General features: G+C 72.4%; 18 protein-coding genes. 5 read left to right on the plus strand and 13 right to left on the minus strand.

Annotated elements, in window-relative coordinates; all coding sequences use genetic code 11:
* Positions 1–175 precede the first annotated feature (175 nt).
* Both MFF61_RS15300 and MFF61_RS15305 read left to right on the plus strand, forming a co-directional pair.
* Positions 176–1,459 (plus strand): ABC transporter substrate-binding protein, encoded by a 1,284-nt coding sequence (locus MFF61_RS15300; protein ID WP_238235926.1) that lies wholly within the window; start codon positions 176–178, stop codon positions 1,457–1,459.
* Entirely contained in the window at positions 1,456–1,920 is a 465-nt protein-coding gene (locus tag MFF61_RS15305; protein WP_283206004.1) for a DUF3237 domain-containing protein, read from the plus strand. The genes MFF61_RS15300 and MFF61_RS15305 overlap by 4 nt, the downstream gene beginning before the upstream one ends.
* A 4-nt stretch (positions 1,921–1,924) precedes the next feature.
* Here MFF61_RS15305 and ureC read toward each other — a convergent pair whose 3' ends face one another.
* The 5 genes from ureC to MFF61_RS15330 form a co-directional block, all read right to left on the minus strand.
* Positions 1,925–3,652: an urease subunit alpha gene (gene ureC / locus MFF61_RS15310; protein WP_238235927.1), complete on the minus strand. Its 1,728-nt coding sequence runs from the start codon at positions 3,650–3,652 to the stop codon at positions 1,925–1,927.
* Positions 3,653–3,667: 15 nt separating this feature from the next.
* Positions 3,668–4,069 carry a type II toxin-antitoxin system VapC family toxin gene (locus MFF61_RS15315; protein WP_238235928.1) on the minus strand — a complete coding sequence of 134 codons (402 nt, stop codon included), beginning with the start codon at positions 4,067–4,069 and terminating at the stop codon, positions 3,668–3,670.
* Entirely contained in the window at positions 4,066–4,335 is a 270-nt protein-coding gene (locus MFF61_RS15320; RefSeq protein WP_238235929.1) for an AbrB/MazE/SpoVT family DNA-binding domain-containing protein, read from the minus strand. Before MFF61_RS15320 ends, MFF61_RS15315 begins: the two co-directional genes overlap by 4 nt.
* A 33-nt stretch (positions 4,336–4,368) precedes the next feature.
* Complete coding sequence (locus tag MFF61_RS15325; RefSeq protein WP_238235930.1) at positions 4,369–4,989, minus strand: urease subunit gamma; 621 nt, start codon at positions 4,987–4,989, stop codon at positions 4,369–4,371.
* Positions 4,990–5,115: 126 nt separating this feature from the next.
* A complete protein-coding gene (locus MFF61_RS15330; protein WP_238235931.1) occupies positions 5,116–5,958 on the minus strand; it encodes an urease accessory protein UreD in 843 nt (280 codons plus the stop codon).
* Positions 5,959–6,081: 123 nt separating this feature from the next.
* Between MFF61_RS15330 and MFF61_RS15335 the strand changes: the two genes are divergently transcribed.
* Positions 6,082–6,510: a cupin domain-containing protein gene (locus tag MFF61_RS15335; RefSeq protein ID WP_238235932.1), complete on the plus strand. Its 429-nt coding sequence runs from the start codon at positions 6,082–6,084 to the stop codon at positions 6,508–6,510.
* An 86-nt stretch (positions 6,511–6,596) separates the two neighbouring features.
* Here MFF61_RS15335 and MFF61_RS15340 read toward each other — a convergent pair whose 3' ends face one another.
* From MFF61_RS15340 to MFF61_RS15375, 8 genes are all read right to left on the minus strand, one after another.
* Positions 6,597–7,895 (minus strand): M16 family metallopeptidase, encoded by a 1,299-nt coding sequence (locus tag MFF61_RS15340; RefSeq protein ID WP_238235933.1) that lies wholly within the window; start codon positions 7,893–7,895, stop codon positions 6,597–6,599.
* Positions 7,896–7,939: 44 nt separating this feature from the next.
* Entirely contained in the window at positions 7,940–9,334 is a 1,395-nt protein-coding gene (locus MFF61_RS15345) for a M16 family metallopeptidase (RefSeq protein WP_238235934.1), read from the minus strand.
* Positions 9,335–9,591: 257 nt separating this feature from the next.
* A complete protein-coding gene (locus tag MFF61_RS15350; protein WP_238235935.1) occupies positions 9,592–10,251 on the minus strand; it encodes a hypothetical protein in 660 nt (219 codons plus the stop codon).
* A gap of 143 nt (positions 10,252–10,394) precedes the next feature.
* Positions 10,395–10,889: a signal peptidase II gene (gene lspA / locus MFF61_RS15355; RefSeq protein WP_373324708.1), complete on the minus strand. Its 495-nt coding sequence runs from the start codon at positions 10,887–10,889 to the stop codon at positions 10,395–10,397.
* A 5-nt stretch (positions 10,890–10,894) separates the two neighbouring features.
* A complete protein-coding gene (gene ileS / locus MFF61_RS15360; RefSeq protein WP_238235937.1) occupies positions 10,895–13,882 on the minus strand; it encodes an isoleucine--tRNA ligase in 2,988 nt (995 codons plus the stop codon).
* Between the two features lie 230 nt (positions 13,883–14,112).
* Positions 14,113–14,868 (minus strand): anti-sigma factor, encoded by a 756-nt coding sequence (locus MFF61_RS15365; RefSeq protein WP_238235938.1) that lies wholly within the window; start codon positions 14,866–14,868, stop codon positions 14,113–14,115.
* Positions 14,865–15,410, minus strand: coding sequence for a sigma-70 family RNA polymerase sigma factor (locus MFF61_RS15370; RefSeq protein WP_238235939.1), 546 nt, complete (start codon positions 15,408–15,410; stop codon positions 14,865–14,867). Before MFF61_RS15370 ends, MFF61_RS15365 begins: the two co-directional genes overlap by 4 nt.
* 80 nt (positions 15,411–15,490) lie before the next feature.
* Complete coding sequence (locus MFF61_RS15375; RefSeq protein WP_238235940.1) at positions 15,491–16,270, minus strand: DUF4394 domain-containing protein; 780 nt, start codon at positions 16,268–16,270, stop codon at positions 15,491–15,493.
* 185 nt (positions 16,271–16,455) lie between these two features.
* Here MFF61_RS15375 and MFF61_RS15380 point away from each other — a divergent pair, with 185 nt between their 5' ends.
* Together MFF61_RS15380 and MFF61_RS15385 are read left to right on the plus strand one after the other, a co-directional pair.
* Complete coding sequence (locus MFF61_RS15380; protein ID WP_238235941.1) at positions 16,456–16,701, plus strand: hypothetical protein; 246 nt, start codon at positions 16,456–16,458, stop codon at positions 16,699–16,701.
* Between the two features lie 150 nt (positions 16,702–16,851).
* Positions 16,852–18,078: an ABC transporter substrate-binding protein gene (locus MFF61_RS15385; RefSeq protein WP_238235942.1), complete on the plus strand. Its 1,227-nt coding sequence runs from the start codon at positions 16,852–16,854 to the stop codon at positions 18,076–18,078.
* Positions 18,079–18,096 lie beyond the last annotated feature (18 nt).

An 18,096-nucleotide genomic window follows, 5' to 3' on the forward strand; every position in this document is an offset into this window, starting at 1 on the left:
GGCCGAGCTTCTTGACCGGTGGAAGACGCGAGCGCGAACCGCGGCCCGGGCCAAGGGGCACGCCGCCGGCCACGCCCCGATTGCCAAAGCATTTTTGTAATGCAATATAACTATCATACCGGATCGACAGGCTGCCCGGCCCCCGCGATCAGATCCGGACCAGGGAGAACGCGCCATGACGGACGCGAGGCAACCGGCCCGCCGCCGCACCCGATCGCTTCGCACCGGGTCCCTTGGCGCCCTCGCGCTCGCGGCCCTGCTCGGGGCGCTCGCCCCGCCGGCCCGGGCGCAAGGCCCCGCGGTTCAAGGCCCCGTCATCTCCGGCGACGTGGTGCGGATCGGCGTGCTGGCCGACATGTCGACCGGCATGGCCGACAATTTCGGCACCGGCAGCGTCACGGCGGCGCGCCTGGCGCTTGAGGATTTCGGGCCGACCGTCCTCGGCAAGCGCATCGACCTCGTCTCCGCCGACCACCAGAGCAAGCCCGACGTGGCGATGACGCTGGCCCGGCGCTGGTTCGATCAGGACGGGGTCGACATGATCACCGACCTCGACAACTCGGCGATCGCGCTCGGCGTGCAGGCCCTCGCGAAGGAGAAGGGACGGCTCGCCCTGATCACCGGTTCGGGCTCGACGGTGATCACCGGGGCGCAGTGCTCGCCGAACGGGGCGCTGTGGGTCATCGACACCTACGCGCTCGCCCGCACCATCGCCAAGCCGCTGGTGGAGGGGGGCGAGAAGAGCTGGTTCTACGTCGTCGCCGACATCACGCTCGGCAAGTCCTTCGTGGCGGACGTGACGCCGGTGGTGACGGGCGGCGGCGGCAAGGTGGTGGGGCAGGTCTTCCACCCGCTGCTCTCCCCCGACCTCTCCTCGCAGATCCTGCAGGCGCAGGGATCGAATGCGGGGGTGATCGCGCTGTTCAACGTCGGCGGCGACGCGATCAACGCGGTCAAGCAGGCTTCCGAGTTCGGCGTGCTCGGCGGCCGCCAGAAGCTCGCGGGCTTCTACATGACGGCGGTGGATGTCCGCGCGCTCGGCCTGCCCGTGGCGGGCGGGATGTACGTGGCCGAGGCCTTCTACTGGGACCAGGACGAGGCCGCCCGCGCCTTCGCCAAGCGCTTCTACGAGCGCCAGCGCGCGATGCCGAACAGCTACCAGGCAGGCGTCTACTCGGCGGTGACGCACTACCTCAAGGCGGTGCGCGAGGCCGGCACCGACGCGCCGGACGCCGTGATGGCCAAGATGCGCGAGTTGCCGATCGAGGACTTCATGACCAAGGGCGGCCGCCTGCGGCCGGACGGGCGGGTGATCCGCGACGTCTCGCTGTTCCAGGTGAAACGGCCCGAGGAATCGAAGGGCGAGTGGGACCTGCTCAAGCGGGTCGCGACCCTGCCGGGTGCGGAGGCGTTCCGGCCGATCGAGGCGAGCGACTGCCCGCTGGTGAGGAAGCCGTGAGCCTGCCGCCGCCCGGACTCGCCTTCGCGTTCGACGCGCGGATCGCGGTCGCCCCGCCCTGCAGCGTCGGGCCGACCCGGACGGGCGAGCGGCGCGTGATCGCGATCACCGGCGGCACGGTGGCGGGGCCCGGCCTCTCGGGCCGGGTGCTGCCGGGCGGGGCCGACTTCCAGACCATCGAGGCGGACGGGCTGACGCTGGTGCATGCCCGCTACGTCATCGAGGCCGCGGACGGGGCGCTCGTCTACGTCGAGAACACGGGCCTGCGCTTCGGCCCGCCCGAGGCGCTGGAGCGGCTGCGCCGGGGCGAGGCGGTCGATCCCGGCCTGATCTACTTCCGCACCGCCCCGCGCTTCGAGACGGCGGCTGCCCACCTCGCGTGGCTCACCACCAGCCTGTTCCTCGCCACCGGCGAGCGCGCGCCGGACCATGTGCGCCTGAGCGTCTTCCGGGTGACGTGAGGCCTCAGAACAGGAAGTAGCGCTGGGCCATCGGCACTACCTCGGCGGGCTCGCAGACGAGCAGCTGGCCGTCGGCGCGCACGTCGTAGGTCTCGGGGTCCACCTCGATCACCGGCGTGGCGTCGTTGAGGATCATGCTGCGCTTGCCGATGCCGCCGCGCACGTTCTCCACCGCGACCAGCTCCTTCTGCACCCGCAGCGCGTCGCGCAGGCCGGCCTCCACGGCCGCCTTCGACACGAAGGTGAGGGAGGTCGAGGCCGGCACCCGGCCGAAGGCGCCGAACATCGGCCGGTAATGCACCGGCTGCGGCGTCGGGATCGAGGCGTTGGGATCGCCCATCGGCGCCGTCGCGATGGCGCCGCCCTTGATGACGAGGTCCGGCTTCACGCCGAAGAAGGCGGGCGACCACAGCACGAGGTCGGCGAGCTTGCCGGGCTCCACCGAGCCGATGTGGCGCGACACGCCGTGGGCGATGGCCGGGTTGATCGTGTACTTCGCCACGTAGCGGCGGGCGCGCAGGTTGTCGTTGCCGCTGGCATCGCCCGGCAGCGCGCCGCGCTGGCGCTTCATCTTGTCGGCGGTCTGCCACGTGCGGATCACCACCTCGCCGACCCGGCCCATCGCCTGGCTGTCCGAGGACATGATCGAGAGCGCGCCGAGGTCGTGCAGGATGTCCTCGGCGGCGATCGTCTCCTTGCGGATGCGGCTCTCCGCGAAGGCGAGATCCTCGGGGATCGACGGGTCGAGGTGGTGGCACACCATCAGCATGTCGAGATGCTCGTCGATGGTGTTCCTCGTGTAGGGCCGGGTCGGGTTGGTGGAGGAGGGCAGCACGTTTCCCAGCCCCGCCACCTTGATGATGTCCGGCGCATGCCCGCCCCCCGCCCCCTCGGTGTGGAAGGCGTGGATGGTGCGGCCCTTGAAGGCCGCGATCGTGTCCTCGACGAAGCCCGACTCGTTGAGCGTGTCGGTGTGGATCATGACCTGCACGTCGTGCGCGTCCGCGACCGAGAGGCAGCAATCGATGGCGGCGGGCGTCGTGCCCCAATCCTCGTGCAGCTTCAGCGCGCAGGCGCCGGCCCGGATCATCTCCTCCAGGCTCTCGGGGCGCGAGGCGTTGCCCTTGCCCGCGAAGGCGAGGTTCATCGGGAAGGCGTCGGCGGCCTCGATCATCCGGGCGATGTGCCAGGGGCCGGGCGTGCAGGTGGTGGCGAAGGTGCCGTGGGCCGGCCCGGTGCCGCCCCCCAGCATGGTGGTGACGCCGGAATTGAGTGCCTCGTCGATCTGCTGCGGGCAGATGTAGTGGATGTGGCTGTCGAAGCCGCCGGCGGTGAGGATCTTGCCCTCGCCCGCGATCACCTCGGTGCCGGGGCCCACCACGATGGTGACGCCGTCCTGGATGTCCGGATTGCCGGCCTTGCCGAGCGCGACGATCCGGCCGCCCTTGAGCCCGACGTCGCATTTCACGATGCCCCAGTGGTCGAGGACGACCGCGTTGGTGATCACCGTGTCGACGGCGCCGGCCGCGTTGCTCGCCTGCCCCTGCCCCATCCCGTCGCGGATCACCTTGCCGCCGCCGAACTTCACCTCCTCGCCGTAGCGGGTGTGGTCGTGCTCGACCTCGATGACGAGGGCGGTGTCGGCGAGCCGGATCCGGTCCCCCTTGGTCGGTCCGAACATGGCCGCGTAGGCGGCGCGCGGCAGGCTCGCGGGCTTGGGCGTGTTGGACATCGGGACGGCTTTCGGTCAGGCGGGCATGGGCGAGACGTCGGCGTGGCGCGCCGCCTCGGAGTCGAAGGTCAGCGTCGTGCGGGCGCCGGCCACGCGGTTGAGGCTTCCGATCAGGTCGTCCTGAAAGCCCGCGCGGCCGGCGCGCCGTCCCTCGAAGGCATCCGTGACGGCTAGGCGGTCCGTGAGGATCACGTGCGGGGACGAAACGAGCACGTCGAGGAGGGCCAGACCCTCCTCCTTCCGAAAGCGCTCGCGCCGCAGCAGCGTCCAGACGAATGCGAGCAGAACCACCGGGCTGATGAGGGCGGGCTCGATCCCTCGCGCGTCATTCTCCAGGAACGCGATGACCTGCGGCGACTGCACGGCATCGTCGTCGAGCGTGTGACGCAGCAGCACGTTCGTGTCGATGCCGATCATGGGCGCGATTTCGTGCGCTCATCCTCGGCGACGAGGGCGTCCCCGATCGGATCCTCGCCGGGATCCGGCGTCGCACCCGCGGCCCGGGCATGCCACGCGATCTCCCGCATGCGCGCCAAGCCCGGTTCGGCTCGCGCCAGCGTGGCGTGGGTTCCGTCGAGGACCAGAGACAGCTCGTCCCCAGGCCGCGCGCCGATCCCGTCCCGCACCTCGGGCTGAAGAGTGACCTGCCCGCCCGCATTCAGCTTCACCGCGAACCGCTGCATGGCTGCCGCTCCAGTTCTCCTGTCGCCGCGCACTCAAAGCGTCCCCATCACGTCGCCGCGGAACCCGTACACGGCCCGCGCGCCGCCCATCGGCACCAGCGCCACCTCGCGGGTCGAGCCCGGCTCGAAGCGCACCGCCGTGCCGGGCGCGATGTCGAGGCGCTGGCCGCGGGCCTTGTCGCGGTCGAAGCGCAGGGCCGGGTTCACCTCGAAGAAATGGTAGTGCGAACCGACCTGGATCGGCCGGTCGCCCGTATTGGCGACTTCGATCAGGGTGCGGGGCGCGCCCGCGTTGAACACGATCTCGCCCGGGAGCGTCGCGACCGCGCCCGGCACGTCGGAGGAGACCGCGCCGCGGATCGGGTGGTGCACCGTCACGAGCTTGGTGCCATCCGGGAACGTCGCCTCGACCTGGATGTCGTGGATCATCTCGGGCACGCCCTCCATCACCTGGGAGGCGTCGAGCACCTGGGCGCCCGCCTGCATCAGCTCGGCCACCGTGCGCCCGTCACGGGCGCCCTCGACCACGAAGTCGGTGATCAGCGCCACCGCCTCCGGGTAGTTGAGCTTCACGCCCCGGGCCAGACGGTTGCGCGCCACCTGCGCCGCCATGGCGACGAGGAGCTTGTCCTTCTCGCGGGGTGTGAGCAGCACGGAAGCGTCCCCTGGGTTCGTCGGGCGGGTTGGCGAGCCTTGCGGCATCCTTCACGAGGCTTGAGCGTGAGGCAAGACTTGGGCGTGAGGCAAGACTTGGGCGTGAGGCAAGACGCGGGCCGCGGTTCAGGTCTGCCAGACCCGGGGCAGCGGCGTGCGGCGGAACCCTTCGAGCAGGGGCACCGCCGCCCGGCGCAGGGCGCCGATCTCGCGAGCGAGCAGGCGCACGACCAGCATCCCGTTCCAGGCGCTCACCCCCGCCTCGACCTGCAGGGCGTCGCAACCCGCCGCGTCGATCAGCGCCCGCATCCGGTCGAGCTCGGCCTCGGCGTCCGGCGCCACGTGAAGCATCGTCGCGAGCGCCCTGGCGCCGCCGGCCACCGCCGGACGCGCCATCAGATCGGCGACCGCGCCGTCGAGGCGCAGGGTGTCGGCGTAGACGAGACGCCCGCCCCGGCGGATGCGCCACACGTCGCGGAGGCTCCCCTCGCGCACGCTCTCGCCGCGGGCGGCGCGGCCGAACACCAGCGCCTCGAACAGGGTCAGGGCGGCGTCCGGCGCCATGTCGGCGTCGAGCCGACGGGTGAGCCGCGCCGTGTCGTACAGGATCGTCTCCTGCGGCAGCCACGCGAGGCGCGCGCCGGACGCGAGGGCGAGCCGCGTCGCGAGATCGGTGACCGGCCCGTCCGAGCGGTAGATCTTCTCCGCCGCCGTCGTGGTCAGGACGAGATCGGCTCCCGGCCCGAGCGTGGCCTCGACGGCGAAGCGGTCGCCGCAGGCGATCCCGCCGGCGCTGTTGAGGAGCACGCCTTCGAGTCCGGGTCCCTCGGGACGCGGCAGGCGCAGGCGCAAGGGGCCGGCCTCGGCGAGGTCCGTGAGGCGGGTGGCGCCCCCGTCGAGCCGCGCGGCGGAGAGCGCGACGCGGCCGAGGGAGCGCTGGCGCTGCGGCCAGGAAGCGGAAGCGGACATCGGCCGCCTTTTAAGCGTGGCCGTGCGGCGTCGCGCAAGTCCGGCCGGGCAAGTCGTGTCTGTCACGTCGCGCGCGCCCGCGGGTCGGGTTAGGATCGCGGGCGCGAAGCGAGGGAGCACGCGATGGCCGAGGAGCCGACCTGCCGGGTCGTGGGCGCGGGCGCCGACTACGTCGGCAAGCAGGCGCTGACCTACGCGCCCGGCATCTCGGCCGAATCGGTCGGGGCGAAGGCCATCCACCTCCAGACCGTGACGATGCCGCCGGGTGCCCGGGCGAAGGCCCACCTGCACGAGGGGCACGAGACGGCCCTGCACGTGCTGAGCGGGGTCGCCGGCATGTGGTACGGCCTGCGGCTGGAGCACCACCTGTGGTCGCGCGCGGGCGATTACGTCCATATCCCGGCCGGGGTGCCGCACCTGCCCTACAACGCCAGCCGCACCGAGCCGTGCACGGCGGTGATCGCCCGGACGGACCCGAACGAGCAGGAGAGCGTGGTGCTGCGGCCGGACCTCGACGGCCTGCGCCCGGCGGGCGAGGACCCGATGGCCTGACGGGGTCCGGGGCCGATGGCCCCGGCGGGTTGAGGGCGGAGCCCCACGGGGTTCGGGGCGGAGCCCCGCGGCCCTCCGGCCTCCCGTCAGAGCTCGGTCGGGCGGCCGGCGGCCACGACGAGGAGGCGGCCGTCGCCGAGCGTGCGGGCGGCGGCGCGGCGGATGTCGTCCTGGGTCACAGCGCCGATCAGGCCGTTGCGGCGGCCGATATAGTCGATGCCGAGCCCCTCGAAGGCCACCTGCACCAGCTGGTGGGCGATCTTGGTCGAGGTGTCGAAGCCCAGCGCGTAGGACCCGGTGAGGTAGTCCTTGGCCTTCTGCAGCTCCTCGTCGCTGGGGCCGTCCTGCGTGAGCCGCGCGATCTCCTCGGCGATCACCGCCAGGGCCTCGGCGACGCGCTCGTTCTTGGTGGCGGTGTAGCCCCAGGTCATCGAGGCGGCCCGGTGGCTCACCAGCGAGGTGCCGACCGAGTAGGCGAGGCCGCGCTTCTCGCGCACCTCCTGGAACAGCCGCGACGTGAAGGCGCCGCCGCCCAGCACGTGGTTGAGCACGTAGGCCGGGATGAAGTCGGGGTCGCGCCACGGCACGCCGTCGGTGCCGAAGCGGATCACCGATTGCGGCACGTCGAGATCCACCACGATGCGCCGCCCGCGGCCCGCGATGCGTGCCGGCGGCACCGCGGCGAGCGCCCCGCCCTCGCTCAGGCGCCCGAAGGCGGCGTCGAGCGCGCGCTGCAGCGCCTCCTCGCCGATGGCGCCCACCGCCGCGACCTTGACCCGGCCGCGGCCGAGCAGGCGCGCGTGGAGCGCCACGAGGTCGTCGCGGGTGATGCCCGACACGCTCTCGAGGGTGCCGCCGGAGGGCCGGCCGTAGGGATGGCCCGGATAGGCCTCGGCGAAGAAGCGGCGCGAGGCCATCACGCCGGGGTCGTTCTGCTGGTAGCGCAGGCCCGCGAGCATCTGCGCCCGCACGCGCTCGATCGCGGCCTCGTCGAAGCGGGGCTGCGCCAGGGCGAGCGCCAGGAGCTCGATCGCCTCGTCGGCGTGCTTGACCAGCATCTTGAGCGAGCCGCCGATCGCGTCGGGGCCGGCATGGAAGCTCAGCTCGATCGCCCGGGCGGCGAGGCGCTCCTGGAAGGCGTCGGAGCCGTAGGGGCCGGCACCCTCGTCGAGGAGCCGCGCCAGCATCTGCACGGCGCCGGACTTGCCCTCCGGATCCTGGGCGGCGCCGCCCTCGAACGTGAAGGCGAGCGCGATCAGCGGGACGACCGGGGATTCGACATGCCACGCCTCGACGCCGCAGGCGGCGGCGACCGGGCGGGCCTGGGCCGGGGAGGAGGCGGTGCTGAGGGCGGCAGTCCGGGTGACGGCATCGGCCGGGGTCATAGGGGACCTCTTCTGGTTCCGGGGCGGGTGCGGGCGGCGCAGGCTCAGGCGGCGGAGACCGCCGTCGGCGCGTCGGCCTCGCGGGCCTTGGTGAGGTAGCCGGTCACGGAACGGGCCGGGACGAGGTAGCGCTCGGCCGCCGCCGCGAGCCGCCGGGCCTCCACCGCCTCGATGTCGGCCGGCCAGCGGCGCACCTCCTCGATGCTCTCGCCGATGGCGAGCGCCGAGCCGTAGATGCGCGCGAGCGAGGACTGGCTGTCGGAGGAATAGACCGTCTCGGCGACGAGCCGGGTCTTGGCCCGCTCCACCGCCTCGGGCGACAGGGCCTCGCCGGGCAGGCGCCGCAGGGTGGCGTCCACCGCCTGCTCCAGCGCCTCCAGGCTCACGCCCTCGGCCGGCACCGCGTAGACGGAGAAGCGGGTGTCGTCCATGGCCGAGCCCATGTACCACGCGCCCGCATTCACGGCGACGCCCTGCTCCATCACGAGGGAGCGGTAGAGGTAGGAGGTCGGCCCGCCGCCCATCACCTCGGCGAGGAGTTCGAGGGCATGTCCCTCGCCTTCCTTGGCGGTGATGCAGGAGGGGGTGAGGTAGAGCCGCTGCAGGGTCGGCTGCTCGACCTTGGGGTCGGCGACGCTCAGGCGGCGGGCGGCCCGGGGCTCGGGCTCGCGCGGGCGCTGACGCACCGGCCGGGCGCCGCGGGGCGCCACCCGCCCGTAGGTGTCCTCCGCGAGCCGGCGCACCTCGTCGACGGTCACGTCGCCGGCCACCACCAGGATTGCGTTCTCGGGGGTGTAGAAGCGCTGGTAATAGGCGAGCGCGTGGGTGCGGTTCAGGTCCTCGATCTCGTGCATCCAGCCGATGATCGGGATCCCGTAGGGGTGGTGCACGAACAGCGAGGCGGCCATCGCCTCCGAGAGCTGCGCGCTCGGGTCAGTCTCGACCCGCATGCGGCGCTCCTCCAGCACCACGTCGCGCTCGGGCGCCACCACGGCGTCGTCGAGGACGAGGCCGGTCATCCGGTCGGCCTCGAACTCCATCATGGTCCGGAGGTTGTCGCGCGCGACGCGCTGGAAGTAGGCGGTGTAGTCGAAGGACGTGAAGGCGTTCTCCTGGCCGCCGAGCCCCGAGACGACCTTCGAGAAGGTCCCGACCGGGTGGGTCTCGGTGCCCTTGAACATCAGGTGTTCGAGGAAGTGCGCGATGCCCGACTGGCCGAGCGGATCGTCCGCCGAGCCGTTGCGGTACCAGATCATGTGGGTCGCCACCGGGGTGCGGTGGTCGGGGATGACGACGACGTCGAGACCATTGTCCAGGGCGAAGGAGGCGACCTCCGGCCCGCCCGCCTCGGCCCTCCCGAACGGCGCCGCGTCGAGGCGCAGGGCGGCTCCGGGATAGCCGGTCGGGCGGGTGAGCGGGCGCGTCCTGAACAAGTCCATCCTGAGGTCCTTGTGAGCGGGCTGCCGGATCGGCCCGTGATGATCGTGGAACGCTTCCCTCGATGGAAGCCTAGGGGAGCCTCGCGCGAATCGCTGGCCCGCCCCCCGGATGTGGGACCGTTCAACCGGTGTTTCTAGAAGATTTTAAGGCAGGACGCGGCTGCGCCCTGCCCGATATGCGTCGACGACAGACGTCGCGGCAAACGGCACAGTTTCGGCGGCCGCGGCCGCCGGAGCTGAGCTTGGCGCTGACTGGGTCAGCGCGCCCGCGAGCGCAGGTAGGCGCGCGGATCGGATTCCTCGCGCTCCTTCTCGCTGAGCGTCTGCCTCGGGCCCTCGGGCGCGCGCGCCAGACGTCCGTTCGGCGGGGCGCGGTAGCCGGTGGGCGGATCGGTGAGGATGTCGCGGCTCGGCTCGACGTCGGAGACCGGGGTGTCGTCCTTGCGGCCCTGGAACAGCTGCAGCGGGTTGAGCCAGGTCGACTCGCGCACGTTGTCGCCGGGCTTGTAGGTCGGCTCGGTGGGAACGCCCGCGCCCTCGCGGCGGCCGGCGCGCATCTCGTAGATCGAGAGCGTCATGTTGTTGTCGTTCATGCGGCCCTGCTCGCCGCGGGTGATCGGCTTGCGCGCCTCCTTGGCCTGCCGGGCGCGGGCGGCGGCCTCCGGATCGGTCGGCCATTGCGGCGCGGCCTCGCGCACGGCGCTGCGGGGCACGGGGGGCGGCAGGGCAGCGTTGCCGGCCTTGGGCGGCAGCACCAGCGGGGCGCGCTCGCGGTAGGTGATCGTCGGCCGCTCCGGCTCGATCAGACCGATGTTCGAGAGGGCGTTCTTCATGAACACGCCCTCCTCCGCCTGCGCGACGGACGCGACGCCGCACAGCAGCGCCGCGAGCGTGAGGATCGTGCGATGGTCGGTCATGCTGGCTCCCGGACCCTGCCGCCGCGGATACGCGACGCTTCTCGTTACCCTGGGCGTGGGTCGGGTTTCGGGCGAAGGTATGGCGCAGCCTGTGGAGGACCGAACGCGGAGACGGTCCTGTGGCGGGCGCATCACAGCGCCGGTCAGGCGCCGCGCCCCGGCTCGGCGTCGCGGCGCTCGATCCAGAGGCCGTCGTAGAGCAGTCCGACCACCCCGAAGACGATGGCCGCATCGGCGACGTTGAACACGTACCAGGACCAGCCGCCCCCGTGCAGATGCACGAAGTCGAACACCGCCCCGTACACGACCCGGTCGATGGCGTTGCCGACCGCGCCGCCGACGATGAGGCCGAGCGACCCGGCGACGAGCCGGGTTTCGGCCCGGGCCATCCAGACGGTGAGCGCCGCCGAGGCCAGGACCGAGACCGCGACGAGGAGCCAGCGCCCGAGTTCGCCGTCCTGCTGCAGGAGCCCATAGGAGACGCCGCGGTTCCAGACCACCACGAGCTGCGCGAAGGGCGCGAGCACCAGCGGCTGGTGCAGCGGCAGGTCGGCCAGGAACAGCAGGCCGAGCTTGGTCGCTTGGTCGAGCGCCAGCGTCGCCAGCGCCACGAGGAGGCCGAGCGCGAAGGGCGGCAGGCCCATCACTCCGCCGCCCGGGCGGCATGGAGCGCGTCCCATTCCCGCAGGGCCTGGGCGTCGCGCGGCGTCACGTCCGGATAATCCGGATCGCTGCCGACCGCGGGCGACACCTTCCAGGAGCGGGCGCATTTGCGCCCCTCGGCGAGCGCCGGCACCACCGCGACGCCCGGCACCTCGTCGAGCCGGAAGGCCTCCGCGGGTCCCTCCCCCGTCTCGATGCGGACGCCTGAGGTGATGCAGACCTCCGCGAAATCGATGCCGTCGAGGGCCGCGCGCAGCCCGGCATCGGCGACGTGGACCACCGGCGCGGCCTCCAGGCTCGCGCCGATGCGCTTGGCCGCCCGCTCGATCTCCAGCGCCCCGGTCACCACCCGGCGCACCCGGCGGATCTGCGCCCAGCGGGCGTCGAGCACCGGATCGCGCCACTCCTGCGGCGTCTCGGGCAGGGTCAGGAGGTGGACCGAGCCGTCCGCCGAGGGGGTGCGGGCGAGGAAGGCCTCCTCGGCCGTGAAGGCGAGGACCGGGGCGAGCCAGACCACCACGCGCCGGAAGGTCTCCTCCACCACCGCCAGCGCCGCGCGGCGGGTGGGGCTGGAGATCGGGTCGCAGTAGAGCGCGTCCTTGCGCACGTCGAAGTAGAAGGACGAGAGGTCGCCCGTCATGAAGCCGTTGAGCAGCGCCACCACGCGCTTGAAGTCGTAGGTGCGGTAGGCCTCGCGGATCTCGCCGTCGAGTTCGGCGAGCCGGTGCAGGATGAAGCGCTCCAGCTCCGGCATGGCCGCGGCCGCCACCCGGTCCTCCGGACGGTGGTGGGCCAGCGTGCCGAGCATCCAGCGCAGGGAGTTGCGCAGCTTCCGGTAGGTCTCCGAGAAGGTCTTGATGATCGGCGGGCCGATGCGCAGGTCGTCGGTGTAGTCGGAGGCCGCCACCCACAGCCGCAGGATGTCGGCGCCCGAGGCCGCGATGACGTCCTGGGGCGCCACCACGTTGCCGCGCGACTTCGACATCTTCTCGCCCTTGGGGTCGAGGACGAAGCCGTGGGTGAGCACCACGTCGTAGGGCGCGCGGTCGCGGGTGCCGCAGGATTCGAGCAGCGAGGAGTGGAACCAGCCCCGGTGCTGGTCGGAGCCTTCGAGGTACATCACCGTGTCCTCGCCGCCGTCGCGGCGGCGGCGGATGCCGGCGAGGCCCGGGAAGGCCTTCGGGTCCTCCAGCGTGAAGGCGTGCGTCGAGCCCGAATCGAACCAGACGTCGAGGACGTCCGTGACCTTCTCGTAGGCGGCGGGATCGTGGTCGGGCGCGAGGAAGCGGGCGCCGTCGGGATCGGCGAACCACGCATCCGCCCCCTCCGCCGCGAAGGCCTCGGCGATGCGTGCGTTGACGCGCTCGTCGCGCAGGATCTCGCTCGTGCCCTTCCTCACGAACACCGTGATCGGCACGCCCCAGGCGCGCTGGCGCGACACCACCCAGTCCGGGCGGTTGGCGATCATGCCGGTGATGCGGTTCTGCCCCTGCGGCGGCACCCACTGCGTGGCGGCGATCTCGCGCAGGGCCACCTCGCGCAGGCTCCGGCCCCGGAGCGCCGGCACGGGCGCGTCGAGGGCGATGAACCATTGCGGGGTGTTGCGGAAGATGACCGGCTTCTTCGAGCGCCAGGAATGCGGGTAGCTGTGCTTGAGGGTGCCGCGCGCGACCAGCGTGCCGGCCTCCGCCAAGGCGGCGATCACCGCCTTGTTGGCGTCGCCCTTCTCGCCCTTCTCGGTCAGCACGCGCCGGCCCGTGAGGCCCGGGGCCTCCTCGGTGAGCACGCCGTCGGCATCGACCGTGTACGGGATGGTCACGTCGAGGCCCCGGGCGCGCAGGGCGCGGCCGTTCGCGGTCCAGACCTCGAAATCCTCGCGCCCGTGGCTCGGGGCGGTGTGCACGAAGCCCGTGCCCGCCTCGTCGGTGACGTGCTCGCCCTCCAGCATCGGCACGGCGAAGCCGTAGCCGGGGTTCCAGCGCGCGAGCGGATGCGCGAGCGTCAGGCCCGCCAGCGCCTCGGGCGCCACGTCGGCCACGCGCTCGTAAGCATCGACGCGAGCGGCCTTGAAGACGTCGCCCGCGAGTTGGTCAGCAACAATGCAACGAAAATCAGGTTGAACCCAGTTCTCTTCAGGAGCGGCAGAAACACGATAGAGTCCGTATGAAACCTTGCGGGAATAGGCCACGGCCCGGTTGGCCGGGATGGTCCAGGGGGTGGTGGTCCAGATGACGACGTGGGCGCCCGCCAGGGCCGGGTCGGCGGCCGTCACGACCGGGAAGGCGGCCCAGATCGTGTCGCTGACGTGGTCCTCGTACTCGACCTCCGCCTCGGCGAGCGCGGTCTTCTCGACCACCGACCACATCACGGGCTTCGAGCCGCGGTACAGCTGGCCCGTCATCGCGAAGGTCATCAGCTCGCGGGCGATCTGCGCCTCGGCCCCGAAGGCCATGGTGGAATAGGGGTGGTCCCAGTCGCCCGTGACGCCGAGGCGCTTGAACTCCTCGCGCTGCACCGAGAGCCAGTGCTCCGCGAAGGCGCGGCACTCGCGGCGGAACTCGACGACCGGCACCTCGTCCTTGTTGCGGCCCTTGGCGCGGTACTGCTCCTCGATCTTCCACTCGATCGGCAGGCCGTGGCAGTCCCAGCCCGGGACGTAGTTGGCGTCGGCCCCGAGCACGCCGGCGCCGCGCACCACCACGTCCTTGAGGATCTTGTTGAGCGCGGTGCCGATGTGGATGTGGCCGTTGGCGTAGGGCGGGCCATCGTGCAGGACGAATTTCGGCCGGCCCGCCGCGGCGGCCCGGATCCGTCCGTACAGATCGATCGCCTGCCAGCGCCGCAGGATCTCCGGCTCGCGCTCGGGCAGCCCGGCGCGCATCGGGAAGTCGGTGCGGGGCAGGAACAGGGTCTCGGAATAGTCGCGCCCGGTCGCGGATTCGGGCATCGCGGGCTTGGGCTCGGTCATGGGATCAGGGGCTCATCTGGGGCGCGGCGGCCATGCGGCCGGGCCCGGTCACTCGACGTCGCGGACGAACGGCATCCCGGCCCCCGCAGGGCCGCGCGCGGCCCTCAGGCGGAAGCCGGGCTCGTAATTCGCAGGCTGAGCCGGTGACGCGAGTCGGACATCCGGCCCTTCTAGCAGCCGCCGGGGAGCGGGGGAAGCGGCAGAACCGCCCGGAGCCGGAGGCCGCGAGGCTACAGCGGCTGCGGCGCGGGCGCGCGGGCGCGACCGATGAACAGAATGCGGCCCGTCGGCCGGCCGGTCGGGGAGCCGGCGGCCGGCTCCAGGGTGATCTCGAACAACTGCCCGCTCGCGATCACGTCGAGGCGCTCGGGCGACAGCCGCACCGCGCCGCCCGGCGGCAGCACGCCGAGCGAGACGGGACCGCGCGCCTGGTCCCACAAGGTCCAGAGCTGGAGCGCCTGGCCGGAGCCCGGCTCGACCTCCGTGAGGGGCAGCGAGCGCACCGTGCCGTCCCGGGCGACCTGGATCAGCCAGCCGGGTCCGGTCTCGGCCCCCGAGGCGTCCCGGCCCTGCAGGAGGGCGAAGAACCGCGTGGCACTCTCGGGGGGCGGACGGGGCGGCAGGATCGCGAGGGCGAGGGCGGCGGCGGTGGCGACGGCCGCGACGGCGCGCCAGAGCCGCACGCTCCCCCAGGCGTCCCGCACCCGCCGGGTCCGCCGCGGGAGGGCGGGGACCGCGGCGAGCGGACCGCCGGCGCCCCGGTGCAGGGATCCGGCGATCCTGTCCCAGAGGCCCGCATCCCCCGGCAGCGGCGCGACCGACGCCGTCGCAGGCGCGAGGCGCTGCTCCCAGAAGGCGATGCGCCGGGCGAGGTCGGCGTCGTCCTGCGCCGCGCGCTCGACCTCGGCGGCCAGGCCTGCATCGAGCAGGCCCAGGACGTACTCGCCCGCGAGGACGTCGCGCTCGTCCGGGCTGGTCGGGATCATGACAGGCATCCCTTCAACGCCAGGAGGCTGCGGCGCACCCACGCCTTGATCGTCCCGAGCGGCGTCCCGAGCCGCGCGGCGATCTCGGTCTGGGACAGGCCGTCGAGATAGGCGAGCAGGATCACCCGCCGCCGTTCGGCGGGAAGCGCCGCGAGGCAATCGTGGAGCGCCCGCGCCTCCTGCGAGGCCGCGAGCGCCGCCAGAGGATCGGGTCCGTCGTCGCGCAACGCCTCGTGGAGGGCCGGGTCGTAGGCAGCCTCGCGGCTGGCCCGGCGCACGTGCTTGAGCGCGCGGTAGCGCACGACGCTGATGATCCAGGCGCGCCCCTCGCCGCGGGCGCGGTCGTAAGTCCCGGCCCGCTCCCAGATGTCGAGGAACGCGTCGTGGATCACGTCGGCCGCCACGTCGGCCCGGCGCACGATCCGCAGCGCCACGGCGAGCAGGAACCCGGCCTCTCGGTCGTAGAGGCGGCGCAGCGCGGCAATGTCCCGGCGCGCGCAGGCTTCCAGTTCGGCAGCGTGGTCGAACCGATCCATGATCATCCCGGCCTCGCCCGAGTCTCGTCGGCGCCCCCGGGCGAAGCCCGGCTCCGGCCCGCGGACCGCAGCCGGGCCATCGCCGCCTACATACCAGGGAGGACGGCGATGTCGCGCACGTGGCCGGTCACGCCCGCGACCGTCCCCACCTTCGTGGCCTTGCCGGTGGCGAGGTCGAGGCCGTAGAGGGCGCCGTCGGCCATGACGTAGGCTTGGTTGCCGCCCTGGCCGTCCGACAGGATGTCGAACGCGACCGCCTCGCCGGACAGGCCCAGCGTGCCCACGGTGCCAAGGATGCCGTCGTTCGGCGGCGCCTGCTTCACGAAGGTGCCCGATGCGTCGATGTCGTAGAGCGCGGTCTCCTTGGTTCCCTTCACGGAGTTGGTGTAGGCGCCGGCGACCACCTTCGGGGTCCTGCCCTTCATGGCGTCGCTGTCGGCGAACTTGAGCGGCCCGTCCTTGGTGACCTTGCCATCGTCCACGTTGGCGCGCAGGTTCGTGCCGTCCGAGAAGATGAGGCGGAGGCGGTCGGCCGCGGGGTTGAAGTCGACCGTCGCGGCCGCGCCAGCGGGCAGCGTCGCGTCGAGCTTGGACTTGGGCGTCGCCTTGCCGGTCTGCGGGTCGACCGTCGCCACGCTTCCGTCGGACAGGACGGCGTAGAGCAGGCCGTCGGCGGGCCGCACGTCGATGCCGAGCACCCGGCCCGAGACGCCGGAGATGGGCACGGTCTTCACCACCTTCCTGGCGGATGCGTCGACATGGGCGAGGGTGGCGTCGCCCACGAGGGCGGCGAGGGTCTGGGCCTGGCTCGCAGGAGCGTGGACGGCTCCGGCGAGGAGCGTCGCGGCGATCATCGACTTGCGCATGGGTGCCTCCGTCTGCCGGGCTCGCGGCATCGGGGCCGTTAGCCCCGGCGGCGGCGACCGGATGCAGCGGTCCGGATCTTTTTTTCACGCGCGGGGCGGCCCCGGGACGGGGCGCCCCTGCGCGGAACGAACCGCGCGGACCCGGTTTGACCATGCGCACGACATCCGGGCCGATGGAGCCTCGCATGAGATCACCCCTCGCTCTCCTGGCGCTCGCCGCCCTTCTGGTCGCCCCGGCGGCCTTTGCCACCGAGACCGACGCGTCCCGCCCGCCGCCGAAGGCCTGGATCTCCGTCGACGACGTCGACGCCACCGGCACGGTGACGCCCACCGACCCAATCCTGATCCCGGACCTCGACGGCCCCGAGATCGACGCCGAGCGGCCGCGCGGCGACGAGGGCGGGCCGGTGCGCGAATTCGTGCCCGAGTGATCCGGGCGCGGCCGCCTCATCCGCGGGCAACCGGCGCCCGACTTTTCCGCACGGCCTGATCTTGCGCTGCTCTTGCGGACGAGTATCGTTCGTATGCGAATGATCTCGCCGGTCCGGTCGGGCCGGGACGATCGTCCGGAGGGTCGCGCGATGCCGGTTTCACTCCCGTCCCGCCGCACCGTGGTCGCGGGCCTCGCCGCGGCGCCGCTCGCCCTGTCGGGCACGGCCGGACGGGCGCAGGGCGCCCCGATCCGCATCGGCGAACTCAACTCCTACGGCCGCATGGCGGCCTTCGCGGGTCCCTACCGCAACGCCATGATGCTCGCGCAGGACGAGATCAACCAAGCGGGCGGCATCAAGGCGCTCGGCGGGCGCCCGCTCGAGATCATCTTCCGCGACGACGGCTCGACGCCGGGCGACGCGGTGCGGGTGGCCGAGGAGCTGCTCACGCGCGAGAACGTCGTCTTCCTGTGCGGCACCTTCCTGTCGAATGTCGGACTGGCGGTGGCGGATTTCGCCAACCAGCGCAAGGTGCTGTTCCTCGCCACGGAGCCGCTGACCGACGCCCTCACGATGGGCAGCGGCAACCGCTACACCTTCCGGGTCCGGCCCAACACCTACATGCAGACCAAGATGCTGGTCGAGGCCGTGAAGGCCCGCGGCGTCAAGCGCTGGGCGATCGTGGCGCCCAACTACGAGTACGGCCAGTCGGCGGCGGCGAACTTCAAGCGCCTGATGGCCGCCGCGGTGCCGGGCTTCGAGGTGGTGGGCGAGCAGTTCCCGGCGCTCGGCAAGGTCGATGCGGGCGCCACCGTGGGCGCGCTGGCGCAGGCCAAGCCCGACGGGCTGTTCAACGTGCTGTTCGGGGCCGACCTCACCGCCTTCGTGCGCGAGGGCAACACCCGCGGCCTGTTCGAGAAGCGCACGGTGGCGAGCCTGCTCACCGGCGAGCCCGAATACATGATCCCGCTCGGCGACGAGACGCCCGAGGGCTGGGTCACCACCGGCTACCCGTGGGAGCAGATCGAGGCCCCGCGCCACAAGGCCTTCGTGGCCGCCTACCGCGCCCGCTTCAAAGACACGCCGCGGCTGGGCTCGCTCCTCGGCTACGTGGTGGTGCAGATGATCCGCGATCTCCTCGAGACCGCGAAGTCCACCGACACCGAGGCGCTGATCGCCGCGCTCGAAGGCCTGCAATCGGACACCATCGCGGGCCCCGTCACCATGCGGGCCCTCGACCACCAGTCGACGCTCGGCGCCTGGGTCGGCGAGACCGCGCTCGACGGGCGCAAGGGCACGATGGTCAAGTACACCTACGAGGACGGGGCCAAGTACCTGCATCCCGAGGCCGAGGTGAAGGCGGCCCGCAGGGGCTGAGGATCAACCGGCCGGGGA

Origin of the sequence: Methylobacterium isbiliense (genome assembly GCF_022179325.1) — a bacterium.
Taxonomy (GTDB): domain Bacteria; phylum Pseudomonadota; class Alphaproteobacteria; order Rhizobiales; family Beijerinckiaceae; genus Methylobacterium; species Methylobacterium isbiliense.

What these genes read in the sequence shown, in the direction of transcription:
- MFF61_RS15330 (WP_238235931.1), bottom strand. Translation starts at nt 5,958, where the DNA reads ATGTCCGCTTCCGCTTCCTGGCCGCAGCGCCAGCGCTCCCTCGGCCGC.
- MFF61_RS15375 (WP_238235940.1), bottom strand. Translation starts at nt 16,270, where the DNA reads ATGCGCAAGTCGATGATCGCCGCGACGCTCCTCGCCGGAGCCGTCCAC.
- MFF61_RS15350 (WP_238235935.1), bottom strand. Translation starts at nt 10,251, where the DNA reads ATGACCGACCATCGCACGATCCTCACGCTCGCGGCGCTGCTGTGCGGC.
- MFF61_RS15315 (WP_238235928.1), bottom strand. Translation starts at nt 4,069, where the DNA reads ATGATCGGCATCGACACGAACGTGCTGCTGCGTCACACGCTCGACGAC.
- MFF61_RS15365 (WP_238235938.1), bottom strand. Translation starts at nt 14,868, where the DNA reads ATGATCCCGACCAGCCCGGACGAGCGCGACGTCCTCGCGGGCGAGTAC.
- MFF61_RS15380 (WP_238235941.1), top strand. Translation starts at nt 16,456, where the DNA reads ATGAGATCACCCCTCGCTCTCCTGGCGCTCGCCGCCCTTCTGGTCGCC.
- MFF61_RS15340 (WP_238235933.1), bottom strand. Translation starts at nt 7,895, where the DNA reads ATGACCCCGGCCGATGCCGTCACCCGGACTGCCGCCCTCAGCACCGCC.
- MFF61_RS15370 (WP_238235939.1), bottom strand. Translation starts at nt 15,410, where the DNA reads ATGATCATGGATCGGTTCGACCACGCTGCCGAACTGGAAGCCTGCGCG.
- ureC (WP_238235927.1), bottom strand. Translation starts at nt 3,652, where the DNA reads ATGTCCAACACGCCCAAGCCCGCGAGCCTGCCGCGCGCCGCCTACGCG.
- ileS (WP_238235937.1), bottom strand. Translation starts at nt 13,882, where the DNA reads ATGACCGAGCCCAAGCCCGCGATGCCCGAATCCGCGACCGGGCGCGAC.
- MFF61_RS15335 (WP_238235932.1), top strand. Translation starts at nt 6,082, where the DNA reads ATGGCCGAGGAGCCGACCTGCCGGGTCGTGGGCGCGGGCGCCGACTAC.
- MFF61_RS15345 (WP_238235934.1), bottom strand. Translation starts at nt 9,334, where the DNA reads ATGGACTTGTTCAGGACGCGCCCGCTCACCCGCCCGACCGGCTATCCC.
- MFF61_RS15320 (WP_238235929.1), bottom strand. Translation starts at nt 4,335, where the DNA reads ATGCAGCGGTTCGCGGTGAAGCTGAATGCGGGCGGGCAGGTCACTCTT.
- MFF61_RS15385 (WP_238235942.1), top strand. Translation starts at nt 16,852, where the DNA reads ATGCCGGTTTCACTCCCGTCCCGCCGCACCGTGGTCGCGGGCCTCGCC.
- MFF61_RS15300 (WP_238235926.1), top strand. Translation starts at nt 176, where the DNA reads ATGACGGACGCGAGGCAACCGGCCCGCCGCCGCACCCGATCGCTTCGC.